14 protein-coding genes are annotated in these 13,199 nt (G+C 73.5%); 9 read left to right on the forward strand and 5 right to left on the reverse strand.

The window, feature by feature from the left end; genetic code table 11:
• The first annotated feature begins 1 nt into the window (after position 1).
• From EIY87_RS40930 to EIY87_RS40960, 7 genes are read left to right on the forward strand one after another with little or no spacing between them, the layout of a single operon-like run.
• Positions 2 to 1,156 carry an ADP-ribosylglycohydrolase family protein gene (locus tag EIY87_RS40930; protein ID WP_125315338.1) on the forward strand — a complete coding sequence of 385 codons (1,155 nt, stop codon included), beginning with the start codon at positions 2 to 4 and terminating at the stop codon, positions 1,154 to 1,156.
• Positions 1,153 to 2,436, forward strand: coding sequence for an ADP-ribosylglycohydrolase family protein (locus tag EIY87_RS40935; RefSeq protein ID WP_125315339.1), 1,284 nt, complete (start codon positions 1,153 to 1,155; stop codon positions 2,434 to 2,436). Before EIY87_RS40930 ends, EIY87_RS40935 begins: the two co-directional genes overlap by 4 nt.
• A complete protein-coding gene (locus tag EIY87_RS40940; protein WP_125315340.1) occupies positions 2,433 to 3,314 on the forward strand; it encodes a ribokinase in 882 nt (293 codons plus the stop codon). The genes EIY87_RS40935 and EIY87_RS40940 overlap by 4 nt, the downstream gene beginning before the upstream one ends.
• Positions 3,311 to 5,164: an SUMF1/EgtB/PvdO family nonheme iron enzyme gene (locus tag EIY87_RS40945; protein ID WP_125315341.1), complete on the forward strand. Its 1,854-nt coding sequence runs from the start codon at positions 3,311 to 3,313 to the stop codon at positions 5,162 to 5,164. The genes EIY87_RS40940 and EIY87_RS40945 overlap by 4 nt, the downstream gene beginning before the upstream one ends.
• Complete coding sequence (locus EIY87_RS40950) at positions 5,161 to 6,369, forward strand: CaiB/BaiF CoA transferase family protein (protein ID WP_125315342.1); 1,209 nt, start codon at positions 5,161 to 5,163, stop codon at positions 6,367 to 6,369. The genes EIY87_RS40945 and EIY87_RS40950 overlap by 4 nt, the downstream gene beginning before the upstream one ends.
• Complete coding sequence (locus EIY87_RS40955; protein WP_125315343.1) at positions 6,366 to 7,181, forward strand: HpcH/HpaI aldolase/citrate lyase family protein; 816 nt, start codon at positions 6,366 to 6,368, stop codon at positions 7,179 to 7,181. The genes EIY87_RS40950 and EIY87_RS40955 overlap by 4 nt, the downstream gene beginning before the upstream one ends.
• Positions 7,182 to 7,229: 48 nt before the next feature.
• A complete protein-coding gene (locus tag EIY87_RS40960) occupies positions 7,230 to 8,456 on the forward strand; it encodes a hypothetical protein (protein ID WP_125315344.1) in 1,227 nt (408 codons plus the stop codon).
• Positions 8,457 to 8,471: 15 nt separating this feature from the next.
• Here EIY87_RS40960 and wsfD read toward each other — a convergent pair whose 3' ends face one another.
• The 3 genes from wsfD to EIY87_RS40975 form a co-directional block, all read right to left on the reverse strand.
• On the reverse strand, positions 8,472 to 9,965 hold the full coding sequence (gene wsfD, locus EIY87_RS40965) for a glycan biosynthesis hexose transferase WsfD (RefSeq protein ID WP_191984452.1): 1,494 nt from the start codon (positions 9,963 to 9,965) through the stop codon (positions 8,472 to 8,474).
• A 71-nt stretch (positions 9,966 to 10,036) separates the two neighbouring features.
• Positions 10,037 to 10,237, reverse strand: coding sequence for a hypothetical protein (locus EIY87_RS40970; protein ID WP_125315345.1), 201 nt, complete (start codon positions 10,235 to 10,237; stop codon positions 10,037 to 10,039).
• On the reverse strand, positions 10,234 to 10,641 hold the full coding sequence (locus tag EIY87_RS40975) for a DUF6010 family protein (RefSeq protein ID WP_125315346.1): 408 nt from the start codon (positions 10,639 to 10,641) through the stop codon (positions 10,234 to 10,236). The genes EIY87_RS40970 and EIY87_RS40975 overlap by 4 nt, the downstream gene beginning before the upstream one ends.
• A gap of 124 nt (positions 10,642 to 10,765) precedes the next feature.
• On the opposite strand from EIY87_RS40975, the gene EIY87_RS40980 reads away from it, so the two are divergent.
• Positions 10,766 to 11,413 carry a TetR/AcrR family transcriptional regulator gene (locus tag EIY87_RS40980; protein WP_125315347.1) on the forward strand — a complete coding sequence of 216 codons (648 nt, stop codon included), beginning with the start codon at positions 10,766 to 10,768 and terminating at the stop codon, positions 11,411 to 11,413.
• On the opposite strand, the gene EIY87_RS40985 is transcribed toward EIY87_RS40980, so the two are convergent.
• Together EIY87_RS40985 and EIY87_RS40990 are read right to left on the reverse strand one after the other, a co-directional pair.
• Positions 11,398 to 11,811, reverse strand: a complete 414-nt coding sequence (locus EIY87_RS40985; protein WP_225440359.1) for a DUF5655 domain-containing protein — start codon at positions 11,809 to 11,811, stop codon at positions 11,398 to 11,400. The two genes, EIY87_RS40980 and EIY87_RS40985, sit on opposite strands and share 16 nt — an antisense overlap.
• Before the next feature lie 17 nt (positions 11,812 to 11,828).
• On the reverse strand, positions 11,829 to 12,293 hold the full coding sequence (locus EIY87_RS40990; RefSeq protein ID WP_125315349.1) for a MarR family transcriptional regulator: 465 nt from the start codon (positions 12,291 to 12,293) through the stop codon (positions 11,829 to 11,831).
• Positions 12,294 to 12,487: 194 nt separating this feature from the next.
• On the opposite strand from EIY87_RS40990, the gene EIY87_RS40995 reads away from it, so the two are divergent.
• On the forward strand, positions 12,488 to 13,180 hold the full coding sequence (locus EIY87_RS40995; protein WP_125315350.1) for a DUF4142 domain-containing protein: 693 nt from the start codon (positions 12,488 to 12,490) through the stop codon (positions 13,178 to 13,180).
• Positions 13,181 to 13,199 lie beyond the last annotated feature (19 nt).

Raw genomic sequence — 13,199 nt, forward strand, 5'->3', positions numbered from 1 at the left:
GGTGACCTGGCTGGAAGACCGGGCCGTCGCGGTGATCACCGGTGCGGCCGTCGGGGACGCACTCGGCGGCGCCACCGAAGGGTGGACGCCCGAGCAGATCGAAGAGCGGCACGGCGGCCGGGTGACCGGTGTCGTCGGGCCGTGGTACCCGGACTGGCGGACGGCCCGCCCGATCGCGCCGTACCACAAGGGCGACGGGCACGTCACCGACGACACCCTCATGACGCGGGCGCTCGTCGAGGTGTACGCGAAGCGCCGCGCGCACCTCGACGCGTACGCGATGGCCGAGGACCTGGTGCCGCTGATGATCGGCGAGCCGCGCTGGGTGCCGGAGCTGGAGTCGACCGCGTTGCTGCTGCAGCGGGTCTTCCTGGCCGAGAAGTGGATCGTCGCGAGGCTCCACTATGGACACGTCGACCCGCGCGAAGCGGGCGTGGGCAACGTGGTCAACTGCGGCGCGGCGATGTACGTCGCGCCGGTGGGCGTGGTCAACGCGGGTGATCCGCGGGCCGCGTACGCCGAGGCGATCGACCTGACCGGCGCGCACCAGTCGAGCTACGGCCGCGAGGCGGCGGGCGTGCTCGCCGCGATGGTGGCGGCCGCGGTCGCCCCGGGCGCGTCGCTCGACGACGTCGTGGCGGCCGCGCTGGACGTGGCCCACGACGGGACCGCGGCGGCGCTGCGCGCGGTCGTGGAGACCTTCGGTGACCGGTCCGTCCCCCCGGGCACCGACGAGGAAGAACGCGCGCTGGCGGCTCTCGTCCGCGAGACCGTCGCGCCGTTCGACTCGGTCGGGCCGCGCTACCGCGAGATGTCGATGGACGCGCGGCGGCCGTCGCGGACGAAGTCGATCGAGGAGCTGCCCGCCGCGCTGGCGTTCGTGCTGGCGCACCGGGGCGACTTCCGCGGCGCGGTGCTGGCGGCGGTGAACTACGGCCGGGACGCCGACTCGATCGCCGTGATGGCGGCGGCGATCTGCGCTGGTCTCGGCGGCACGGCAGTGGTGCCCGCCGAGTGGGTCGACCAGGTCGGCGACGCCAGCCGGATGGACCTGCGCGAGACCGGGCACCTGCTGGCTTCGGCGGCGGTGGACATCCTGAAGGCCGATCGCGAGCGGGCCGCCGCGCGCGCGGCGTTCCTGGAGGCGACGGCGTGAGGCTGACCTGGGCCCAGCCCGAGGACCTGCTCCCGCACGAGCTGGTCCAGTCCGCCGCGGAGGGCAAGGACGTCGCCGCTGCGCGAGCGCGGTGGATCGCGGCGGGCGGTGATCCCGTGCCCGCGGTGAGCGGCGCGGGTCCCGCGGCACCCAGGCTGCGGGCGCTGGCGCGGGAGCTGCTGGACTCGCTGGACGCGCCGGTGCCCGAGCCGGAACCGGAGCTGCCGGCGGCGCCTTCGCTGCCCCGCGGCTCCCGTGGCCGCGAGCTGAACGCGTGGACTGGCCGGGCGGCGGGCTGCCTGCTGGGGAAGCCGGTGGAGAAGATCCCGCGCGAGGGGATCGAGGAGATCTTGCGTGCGACGGGCCGGTGGCCCCTCACCGGGTGGTTCACCGCGGTGGGGCTGCCTCGGGAGGTCGCCGAGCGGTGGCCGTGGAACCGCCGGTCGGCGCCGACGTCGCTCGAGGAGAACATCGACGGGATGCCCGAGGACGACGACCTCAACTACCCGATGCTGGCGCTTTCCCTGGTGGAGGAGCACGGCCGGGGGTTCACCACGGAGGACGTCGCCCAGCTGTGGCTGGACAACCTGCCCGCCGGCCGGGTGTTCACGGCGGAGCGCGCGGCGTACCGGAACCTCCTCGACGCGCGCCCGGACACGGCGACGTACCGGAACCCGTTCCGGGAGTGGATCGGCGCGCTGATCCGCGCCGACGTGTTCGGCTGGATCCACCCGGGCGACGTCCACGGCGCGGCCCGGCTGGCGCGGGTGGACGCGCGGCTGAGCCACACGCGCAACGGCGTGTACGGCGCGATGTGGGCCGCGGGCCTGGCCTCGGCGGCGATGGTGTGCGACACGGTGGACGAGGTCCTCGACGCGGCGACGGCGGCGATCCCGGCTTCGAGCGCACTGGCGGCCGCGGTCCACTTCGGACGCTCGGCGGCCGCGGACGGTGATGTCGCGAGCGGACTCGACCGGCTGCACGCGGAATACGGGCACCTGCACTGGGTGCACGTGCTCAACAACGCGGCGGTGATCGCGTACGCGCTGGCGAAGGGCGACGGCGAGTTCGGCCCGAGCGTGTCGATCGCGGTGACGGCCGGCTGGGACACCGACTCGGCGGCCGCGACGGTCGGGGGAGTGGTGGGCGCGGTGAGCGGGGTCGGCGAGTACTGGAGCAAGCCGTTGGACGGGCGGATAGCGACTTCGCTGCCGGGCGGGGAACGGCGGATCGCGGAGCTGGCGGCGCGGACGGCGGCGCTGGCGGAGGGGGTCCGATGACCGGGCGGGTCGTGGTCGTCGGCTCGGCCAACGTGGATCTCGCCGTCGACGTGACCCGGGTGCCCCGAGCCGGTGAGACCGTCCTCGGTGACCGCCTCCGCCGCAGCCCCGGCGGCAAGGGTGCGAACCAGGCCGTCGCCGCCGCGCTGGCCGGAGGTGCCGACACCAGTTTCGTCGCCGCGCTCGGGGAAGACGAAGGCGCCGACCTGATCCTCGTCTCCCTCGGCGGCGCCGGGGTGCGCACCGACCTCGTCGAACGCGCCGACGCGCCCACCGGGACCGGCTTCATCACCGTGGCCCCGGACGGCGAGAACGCCATCGTCGTCGCCCCGGGCGCCAACGAGCACGTGAAGATCGGGGCCGCGCAGGCCGATCGGATCGCCGAAGCCGACGTCGTGCTCGCCCAGCTCGAGATTCCGCTCGACGTCGTCGCGGCCGCCGCCGCGGCCAAGCGGCCCGGGGCGCGGCTGATCCTCAACGCCGCGCCGTCGCGGGAGCTGCCCGATTCGCTGTGGGAGGTCGTCGACGTGCTCGTCGTGAACGAGCACGAAGCCGCCGATCTCGCAGGTGAGCCCGAGAAGCTGCTCAAGCGCGTGCCCGCGGTGGTCGTCACCCTCGGCGGCGAGGGCTGCGCCGTGCTCCGCCGCGGCGAAGAACCCGTGCGGATCCCCGGCATCCCGGTGGACGTCGTGGACACCACCGGCGCGGGCGACACCTTCTGCGGCGTCCTCGCCGCGGCACTGGCCCACGGGCACGACCTCCCCGACGCCGCACGGCGAGCGGGCACCGCCGCCGCGCTGGCCGTCACGCGGCCCGGGGCACAGGCCGCCGTCCCGACCGCCGCGGAAGTGGCGGAACTCGAAGGAAAGGCACGATGACCGCCGGTTTCGACCCGCTCGTCCCGCGGCCGATCGACCGGCCGACCGAGGTGCGCGGCCCGCTGTCCGCATTGGACGAGGCCAAGATCTTCGCCGCGCCGGCGGACCCGGCCGACCGGCCCGCGTGGCGCGCGAAGCTCCACGAATGGCGCGAAGACGCCCGCAAGCGCCACGGCTACACCGGCGCCGCCTACGACCGTCCACAAGCGACTTGGGCAGCGTCCTGCCACACCGTCGCCCAGGTCTGGCTCTGGGACGAGCTGCTCTACTCGTTCGAAGACCGCCGCTTCACGCCCGAGCGCTTCCTCGCCGACGCGCGAGACCGCTTCGGCGGGCTCGACGCCGTCGTCCTCTGGCACGCCTACCCGGTGATCGGTCTCGACGACCGCAACCAGTGGGACTTCTACCGCGAGGTCCCCGGCCTCGCCGAGCTGATCGCCACCCTGCACGCCGAGGGCCTGCACGTCTTCGTCGACTACAACCCCTGGGACGTCGGCACCCGCCGCGGCGCAGACGATCTCACCGAACTGGCCGCGCTGGTCAAGGACTTCGAAGCCGACGGCGTCTTCCTCGACACGCTCAAGAAGGCCGAGCCGGAGTTCGTCGAGCGCCTGGAAGCCGCCCGGCCCGGGATCGTCCTCGAAGGCGAGTCGAAGCTCGCCGTCGAGCGGATCGAGGACCACGCGGCGTCGTGGGCCCAGTTCTTCGCCGACTCGCCCGTGCCCGGCGTGCTGCGCGCCCACTGGTACGAGCGGCGCCACATGCAGCACCACGTCCGCCGCTGGCACCGCGACCACAGCGAAGAACTGCAGTCGGCGTGGCTCAACGGCGTCGGCGTCATGGTCTGGGAGGTCGTCTTCGGCGTCTGGGTCGGCTGGTCGCCCCGCGACGCCGCCACCGTCCGCCGGATGGTCACCCTGCAGCGCCTGGCGAAGGACCTCCTGCTCGACGGCGAGTGGACCCCCCTGCCCGAGCTGCCACCCGAGGCCGAAGCCGCCGGTGTCTACGCGTCCAAGTGGGAATTGGGTGACCGGACACTGTGGACACTCGTCAACCGCGGCGACACCGACTACCACGGCCCGCTGCCCGGCACGGATCTCCTCGGCGGGGTCCCGGCGCGTGGCATCGGCGCGACCGCGGAGGGCTGGCACCCGGACCTCCCGGACCTGCCGCACGACCCGGATGCCCGGTTCCCGCACCGGATCGCGCGCCGGGTGAGTCCACCACGGACAACCGGCGTGCCCGACGAAGACGCCGTCGTCGTCCCGGCCGGGCCGTACGTGCTGACCGTCCGGTACCGCGCTCGCGAAACGGGCATGTACCAGGGAGCGCCCTATGTGGACGAATGGAAGCCCCTCCCGCCGCGCCTGCACGACGCCCGGACGCTGCAGCGCGAAGGCGAGCTGGCGACGGCCGTCGCGGTCGGCGTCACCGAAGTGACCAACGCGCAGTACGCGGAGTTCCTGGCCGCCACCGGCCACGAACCGGCGCGGGAGCACCCGGGCGCGCCGGACGCCCCCGTCACCCACGTCGACCTCGACGACGCCCGCGCGTACTGCGCCTGGCGCGGCGGCCGCCTGCCGACCGAGGACGAATGGCAGCTGGCGGGGGACAGGCTGCGCCGCGGCACCCCGGCCGTGTGGAACTGGACCGAGAGCGAGCACTCCGACGGCCGCACGCGGTTCGTGCTGCTCAAGGGCGGCAGCGACTACCGGGCCGAAGGCTCGGAGTGGTACGTCGAAGGCGGCCGGAAAGGACCCGAGTACACCGTGAAACTCCTCTTGCCCGGCCTGGGCCTCGCCCGGAGCGCGACCGTCGGCTTCCGGTGCGCCTGGGAGGTGCCGTCGTGACCGTCTCCCGCGACCCCGCCGCCGGGGCACTGGCCGGGCTGCGCGTCGTCGACGCGTCCACGCTCTTCGCCGGGCCGATGGCCGCGATGCACCTCGGCGACATGGGTGCCGAGGTGATCAAGGTCGAGCACCCGCGCAAGCCGGACCCGGCGCGGACCCACGGCGTCGCCAAGGACGGTGTCAACCTCTGGTGGAAGACGCTGGGCCGCAACAAGCGCACGATCACCGCCGACCTCGGCAGCGAAGGCGGCCGCGAGGTCTTCCTCGCCCTCGCCACCACCGCCGACGTCGTGATCGAGAACTTCCGCCCGGGCACCCTCGAGCGCTGGGGCCTCGGGTACGACGAGCTGGCGAGCTGGAACCCGGAGCTCGTCCTCGCCCGCGTCACGGGATTCGGGCAGCTCGGTCCTTATCGGACACGGCCCGGCTTCGGCACCCTCGCCGAGGCGATGAGCGGCTTCGCGGCGACCACGGGGGAGCCGGACGGCCCGCCGACGCTGCCGCCGTTCGGGCTGGCCGACGGCATCGCGTCCCTGGCCACGGCGTACGCGATCATGGTCGCGCTCGCCGCGCGCGCGAACACCGGGCGCGGGCAGGTCGTCGACACCGCGATCATCGAGCCGATGCTCGCCATGCTCGGCCCGCAGATCACGCGCTGGGACCAGCTGGGCACCGTCCAGCCGCGCACCGGCAACCGGTCGATCAACAACGCGCCGCGCAACACCTACCGCACCGCCGACGGCCAGTGGGTCGCGGTGTCCACTTCGGCCCAGTCGATCGCCGAACGCGTGGTCCGGATGGTCGGCCGGCCCGACCTGGCCGACGAGCCGTGGTTCGCCAGCGGTGCCGAACGCGCGCAGCACGCCGACGAACTCGACGAAGCCGTCGGCAAGTGGATCGGGCAGCGCACGCGCGACGAGGTCGTCGCCGCGTTCGAAGAAGCGCAGGCCGCGGTGGCGCCGATCTACGACGCCGCCGACATCGTCGCCGACCCGCAGTTCCGGGCGCTCGGCACGATCCACGAGATCGAGGACGCCGAGCTGGGGCCGATGCTCATGCAGGGCCCGCTGTTCCGGCTCTCGGGCCACGACGGCGTCATCGGGTTCACCGGGCGCCCGCACGGCGCCGACACCGACGCGGTCCTCGACGAGCTCGGGTTCTCGCCGGAGCGGGTGGCCGAACTGCGGGAGCGGGGTGCGGTGTGACGCCGCCGCTCACGCTCCTCTACGCGCCCGCCGACCGGCCGGACCGGGTGCGCAAGGCACTGGCGTCCGCGGCCGACGTCGTGCTCGTCGACCTCGAGGACGCCGTCGCCCCGGCCCGGAAGGACGATGCCCGCGCCACCGCGGTCGAGCTGCTCGCTGCGGTGTCGAGGCCGGTGCAGGTGCGCGTCAACCACCCGAGCACGCCGTGGCACGACGCCGATCTCGCGGCGGTCGCGGGCCTTCCGCCGTCGGTGGGCGTGCGGCTCCCGAAAGTCGAAGCGCCGGAAGAGGTCCTGGCCGTCGCCGCGGTGCTGCCGGACCGGGACCTGCACCCGCTGATCGAGTCCGCGCTCGGCGTCGAACGGGCGTTGGAGATCGCGACGGCGTCGCCGCGGGTGGCGTCGATCGGGCTGGGCGAGGCCGACCTGCGCTCGGACCTCGGCGTGGCCGACGACGCCGGGCTGACCTGGGCGCGCAGCCGGGTGATCGTCGCGGCGCGGGCCGCGCGGCTCGCCCCGCCCGCGATGTCCGCCTACCCGAACGTCCGCGACCTCGACGGGCTCGCGGCGTCCTGCCGCGCCGGGCGGGCGCTCGGGTTCCGCGGCCGGACGGCGATCCACCCGGTGCAGCTCGAGACGATCCGGACGGCGTTCCTGCCGACGCGTGAGGAGGTCTCGCGAGCGCGCGAGGTGATCGCGCGGGTGGCCGGCGCGACGGCGGCGGGCGTCGGCGCGATCGCGTTGCCCGACGGCACGTTCCTCGACGTCGCGATGGTCGAGCAGGCGCGGGTGGTGCTTTCGCTGGCGGATTAGTACGGGCGTTGTACGGATTTTGGACCCGCGTGTGGCGCACTGGCGCCCATGCGAATTCCGAAAGCGATCGTCCTCGCGCTGGCCGTGGTGGCCGGCGCACTGGCGCTGCCCGGGACGGCGAGCGCCGCCTACAGCGACCCGCTGACGACCACCACGAAGCAGAACCTGGTCTGGCACGCGACCCCGGCCGCGGCGCTCACCGCGCTGGACAACGCGCTGCCGAACGTCAGCCTCAACACCGTCGTCAACGACACCAGCTACGCGATGACCGGCTGCACGAGCGCGGAGAAGGCCGCGCTGCCCAAGGCGCCGGTGGCCACCAAGGCGCTGTGCTGGGACAGCGAGCGCGCCGGCAGCACGTCGTGGGTGCCGCAGGGCATCACGACGTCCGGCGACGCCGACGACGACGGCATGTGGGGCGCGGACAAGATCATCCTGTCCGGCTGGCACGGCACCGACGCGCTCGGCCGGTACAACGACGCCCGGATCCAGGCGGTCAACTACAACGACCCGGCGTCGGCCGCGCACCGGATGGTGTACCTGGCCGTGCCGAACAGCACCGGCAGCAGCTTCAGCGCGGCGAAGGCGCACATGGGCGGGATGGCCTGGCTGGGCGACAAGATCTACGTCACCGCCGTCGGCAACACCTCGACCGCGATCCGCGTGTTCAGCACCAAGCACATCCTGCAGCTGAGCGACACGACGTCGAACGCGATCGGCAAGACGTCGGCCGGGTACGCGGCCTACACCTACAAGTACGCGATGATGCAGATCGGCTACTACACCTACGCGGGCGGCACCTGCAGCATGTCCTCCGACACGGGTGTGCCGTGCTTCTCGTCGCTGTCGCTGGACCGCACCACGTCGCCGGCTTCGATCGTGACGACGGAGTACTTCTCCGACCAGTCCCTGCACGGCCGCCTGTACCGGTTCCCGATGGGTTCGGACTACCTGCCGACGGGGACCGCGTCGGAGGCGTTCCGCAGCTCGGTGGGCAACATGCAGGGCGTGCTGTCCCACAACGGCAAGTGGTACGTGGCCCACAGCTCGGCGACGCTCAACGGCCAGCTCTGGGCCCAGACGACCACGGCGAGCACCTCGGCGACGTGCGGCACGACGACGGCGTGCTGGGCGGTCCACCCGGAGGCGCTGACCTACGACTGGGCGACGGGCCTGGTCTGGTCCCAGTCCGAGTGGTCGACGGCGGATTGCCAGGCGCAAGGTCAGACGTGCGGGCGGACGGTGTTCGCCGTGCCCCTGTCTTCGCTGGGCTGACCGGTCAGCAGGGAGTCAGGTGACCGGCTGCGGCTCCCGTTCCTCCGCCGCGGGAGCCGTGCCTGCCCGGCGCCGGTCCCACCGCGCCTTCGCCCGCCGGTAGAGCGGGGGCGCCGCCACCACGCACAGCGCCAGCGCCGCCACGTCCAGGAGGTACGCCGCCAGCCAGACGTGCTTGGCGATCTCGAAGTAGCCGTCGCCGACCACCGACATCGTCACGATGCCGAGCGCGCTCGTCACCGCCACCCCCGCCACGACGCCGTAGCGGGTCGTGGCCCGGTGGCGGCGCAGCAGGGCCAGTACCGTCGCGGCCAGGCCCAGCAGGACGAGCAGCACCGGCCACCACCACAGGCCCATGCTGTCCAGCCAGGCCTGGAACGTCGTGGCGTCGCCACCCATGTCGCCGCTGACCGGGGCCGAGTTGTCCGGGGGCCGGGTCTCCGCCGTCCACGGCTCGTCCGGCAGGTAGGGGAGGCTGCGCCCGAGGGTGGCCTGCAGGCCGGTGCCGATCGCGGCCACCAGCGCGCCCGGGTTCGCCAGCAGCAGGTCCCAGACCTTGTGCTTGACCGTCGCCGGGTCCTCCAGCAGCACGTCCGCGCCGGCCAGGGCCTCGGGGCCGTCCGGGTAGTACGCGTGGCCCGCGCTCTGCTGCGCCTCCGCCGGCAGGCCGAGCCGCGCCGCCGAACCGGGCAGTTCGACCAGGCCGAGGGTGTAGACCACGTTGACCGCGTTGACGTCGCTGTAGTTGCGGTTCTGCCAGGCCAGGTTCGCGCGGATCGGCGCGATGAGCTCCAGCACCAGCAGGAGCGCGAGCACCGGCCCGACGATCCGGCCGGACCACCAGCGGCCCCGGCCCGGCTTGGCCGCGGTGACCGCGCACACGAGCACGGCCAGCACGAACAGGGGCAGGAAGCCGATCTTCGCCAGCCCGCCCACGACCCCGCCGACGGCGACCAGGCCGAGCGCCGCCAGCCGCGCGAAGCCGTCCTCGGCCTTGGTCGCGGCGATCACCGCCAGCCCGCACAGCAGCGTGTACGCGCCGAACAGGCCCGCGGGCTCGGCGAACGTCGAGATGAACAGCCGCGCGAAGGACGGCTCGAGCAGGGGGAGCAGCGGCGGCAGCAGGAACAGCAGGCGCCGGGTGCCGCGGGCCTGCATCGCCCACGCGGCCGGCAGCGTGACCAGGAAGACCAGCAGCACGTACAGCCAGCCCAGCTTGACCAGGCTGAACGAGCCGTCCCCGCCGGCGACGGACCCGAAGAGCACCGCGGCGCTCGACGGCTGCGGGTCCGGGCACGGCGTGCCGCGCCCGAAGGCGAGCACCACGCCGCCCAGCCAGCTCGCCTTGTGGTCCGGCGTGGCCGGCGTCAGCCCGGGCCCGCAGAACAGCCGGTAACCGTCCCCGTTGTCCCCGGCGCCGGTCGGTGTGCCGCCCAGCAGACCGAGGACGAGCGCCAGCACGAGCGCGGCGATCGCCGCGGTCGCCGTGGCGATCCCCACCCTCTTCATGCCGGTCAGCGTAGGTGGTCGGGTCGGCGGGCGGTTCCGGAACTCCCGATTTCCCGTTTTGCCGGAGCGGCTCAGGCGCCGGGGTGACCGCAGGCGTAGACGTTCGCCGAAGCGAGCGCGACGCACGTGGGGCACGTGTTGACCGGCCGGTCGCGGCGGCCGTAGTACGGGTGGCGCGCGCCGCACAGCGCCGTGATCACGTCCCCAGGCCGCGGCTGCGGGTGGCACCGGGGGCAGTAGGCGTGCGCGGCGCGCTCGACGTCGGCGCTCATGGCACCGGGGTACCCCTGACCGCGGTGCGCCAACCCGGCACCGACCGGCCGCCGGTGAAGCACCAGATCGCGATGACCGGGTCGCAGAGCGCGCAGCCGAACGACGAGTCGTGCGCGAACGGCAGGATCGGCTGGCCCTTGAGGTGGTGCACGACGTCCCAGCCGGTGTGCAGCAGCCAGCCGATGCCGATGAACGTCCACGAGTCGAGCCCGCGGAAGGCGACGTAGGTCATGACGGCGCAGAAGGCGAGCTCCCACGGCCCGAGCGCGCCGCCGGAGAGGTAGGCGGCACCCGCGCCACCGACCACGACGGCGTTGAACCGCCGCCGGTGCGGTTCGGCGATGAACGAGTTGAGGCCGGCGTAGAGGAGGCCGATCAGGATCGGCGCGAGGATCTGGATCACGCCGGAAAACGCTAGGAACAGCGCGGCCGCGGGACCAGTGGCTGTCCGGCCACCCTCCGCCGGGTTCTCGCCAGCGGGACCCGCTCCGTAAAGTGTCCACCGGGGATCGATCAGGGTGGGCTGGATGAACGTGAAGGCGGACCGCGCGAGTGCGACGCGGGAAAGCATCCTCGCGACGGCGGAGCGGCTCTTCGCCGAGCACGGGGTGCATGTGGTGTCCAACCGGCACATCAGCGAGGCGGCCGGGCAGGGCAACAACGCGGCGGTGAACTACCACTTCGGCACCAAGGCCGACCTGGTCCGCGCGATCGTCCGCAAGCACGCGGGGCCCATGGAGCGGCTGCGCGCGGAGCTCGTCGAGGCGATCGACGGCGAAGGCGACCTCCGCGACTGGGTGGCCTGCCTGGTCCGCCCGAGCACGAGCCACCTGCGGGAGCTGGGCGCGCCGACGTGGTTCGCGCGGTTCAGCGCCCAGGTGATGACCGACCCGGCGCTGCGGGCGATCATCGCCGAGGAGTCGCTGTCCTCGCCGGCGCTCGCGCGGGCGGTCGAGGGCCTGAACCGGTACCTGGACGGCCTGCCCCCGGAGGTGCGCGCCGAGCGCCTCGACATGGCCCGCCAGCTGATGATCCACATGACGGCCGAGCGCGAACGCGCGCTCGCGGAGGCGACGGCCACGCCGCGGGCGAGCTGGGACGACGCGGGGACCGGCCTGATCGACGCCATCACCGGCCTGCTCCTGGCGCCGGTGTCGGGTCAGGACGTCTCGTAGGCCAGCGTCAGCCAGTTCCGGACCTCGTCGTCCACATCGGACACTCCACGCAGCTTGAGCTGGTGCCCCACGCGGGGTCCGCTGGCCCAGCGCGCCGGCGCGATCCGCGCGGTCGTCACCGGGTGCGGCAGCCACAGGTACACCAGGACGTCCTTGGACCGCGGCCGCAGCTCGGCGAGCTTGTGGTCGCGCTTGAGGAACACCCCGACCTTGACGGCGTCCTCGTGGACGTCGCCGAGGTCGCGCAGGTGCCCGATGACGGCGTCGTAGACCGCGCGCTGCCACGGCGGCTTCCCGGCGAAGGTCTCCTCGACGGTGCAGCCGGGGACGCAGGTGTGCCCTTGGCGGGCGCGCGCGAACTCGCGGTCGCAGCGGGGGCACGTCCAGCGGGTCGGCATGCCGTCCAGGATGGCACTCACAGGGCGGCCGGGCCGAGTGCCGGGATGGTGGCGGCCGAGTGGACCAGCCGCCGGGCCGCCGTGGCCGCGGCCTTGCGGTGGGCGGGCGGCAGCCGGTCCAGCAGTTCGCCGAGCGCCGCGTGCCGCCGGTCGAGGATCTCGCGCACCAGCACGCCCCCGGTCTCGGTGACCTCCAGCGTGACGACGCTGCGGTTGCGCGGGTCGCGGCCGCGGGCGACGTAGCCGAGGGCTTCCAGGCGGTCGGCCAGCCGCGTCACCGACGACGCGTTGACGCCCATCGCCTCGGCCAGCCGCGAGCTGGGCACCCGGCCGAGCCGGTCGAGCACGAGCAGGAGCCGGGTCTGGGGGAAGGACACCTCGGGCGGCGCGGCGTGCGCGCACTCCCACGCGATCCCGACCAGGACCAGGGTGAGACCGTCCAGGGCCACCACGTCCGGGTCGGCGTCTTCGAGGGTTTGCATGGAGCAATACTTGCCAACCGCAAGAGGATCGGTCAAGATGGGTGGCCCCCGGGTTGCCGGGGCCTCCTCGTCATGCGTCCACAATGGACTTGTTTCGGTCCGGATTGTGTTGAGGCGCAACGAAACCCGGGTGAACCTCCTCGTGCCGGGAGCCGTAGTACCCCGTACAGGCACCTGTCGCACGAGGAGGAAAGATGCCGGATCACCGTGGCATGACGGCCAAGGTCAGGGCCCGGACCATCCTGGTCGTCGTGGCCACCCTCGCCGTCCTCGGCGTGGGCTCGGTCCTGGTGCTGAAGGCCAGCGCCCAGACCGCGCCGGGCTCGACGCAGGCGCAGGTCCCGGCGTACGGGCACGACATGGCGGGCATGCAGCCGGTCTCCGCCGCCGGCATCGCCGGCGCCGGGCCGGTCACCGAGCTGGACAAGACGTTCCTGGTCAAGGTCCGCCAGGCCGGGCTGTGGGAGATGCCCGCGGGCGAGCTGGCCCAGACCCACGCGAGCAGCGAGGCGGTCAAGCGCGCCGGCCTCCACCTGCTGGACGGCCACGCGCACCTGGACCAGCTGGTCCGCGAGGACGCGAAGCTGCTCGGCGTGCAGCTGCCGGACCAGGCGAGCGCCGAACAGCAGGGCTGGGTCCGCCAGCTGACCGCGGCTCAGGGCCTGGAGTTCGACAGGCTGTTCACGAACCTGCTGCGTGCCTCGCACGGGAAGATCTTCGCGACCATCGCCGAGGTCCGCGCGGGCACGCAGAACGACGTGATCCGGCGCCACGCGACCCAGGCGAACCAGACGGTCCTGGACCACATGACGGTTCTGGAGGACACCGGCCTGGTCGACCCGAAGACGATCGCGGACGTCGCCAAGGCGGTGAACCCCCCGAAGTGACGCCCGTTTGGCGAGCCGG

The sequence above is a fragment of the Amycolatopsis eburnea genome (assembly GCF_003937945.1).
Taxonomy (GTDB): Bacteria; Actinomycetota; Actinomycetes; order Mycobacteriales; family Pseudonocardiaceae; genus Amycolatopsis; species Amycolatopsis eburnea.

Coding starts and splice junctions, on each gene's coding strand:
- wsfD (WP_191984452.1), bottom strand. CDS start 9,965: ATGAAGAGGGTGGGGATCGCCACGGCGACCGCGGCGATCGCCGCGCTC.
- EIY87_RS40945 (WP_125315341.1), top strand. CDS start 3,311: ATGACCGCCGGTTTCGACCCGCTCGTCCCGCGGCCGATCGACCGGCCG.
- EIY87_RS40990 (WP_125315349.1), bottom strand. CDS start 12,293: ATGCAAACCCTCGAAGACGCCGACCCGGACGTGGTGGCCCTGGACGGT.
- EIY87_RS40960 (WP_125315344.1), top strand. CDS start 7,230: ATGCGAATTCCGAAAGCGATCGTCCTCGCGCTGGCCGTGGTGGCCGGC.
- EIY87_RS40940 (WP_125315340.1), top strand. CDS start 2,433: ATGACCGGGCGGGTCGTGGTCGTCGGCTCGGCCAACGTGGATCTCGCC.
- EIY87_RS40980 (WP_125315347.1), top strand. CDS start 10,766: ATGAACGTGAAGGCGGACCGCGCGAGTGCGACGCGGGAAAGCATCCTC.
- EIY87_RS40970 (WP_125315345.1), bottom strand. CDS start 10,237: ATGAGCGCCGACGTCGAGCGCGCCGCGCACGCCTACTGCCCCCGGTGC.
- EIY87_RS40985 (WP_225440359.1), bottom strand. CDS start 11,811: ATGCCGACCCGCTGGACGTGCCCCCGCTGCGACCGCGAGTTCGCGCGC.
- EIY87_RS40995 (WP_125315350.1), top strand. CDS start 12,488: ATGCCGGATCACCGTGGCATGACGGCCAAGGTCAGGGCCCGGACCATC.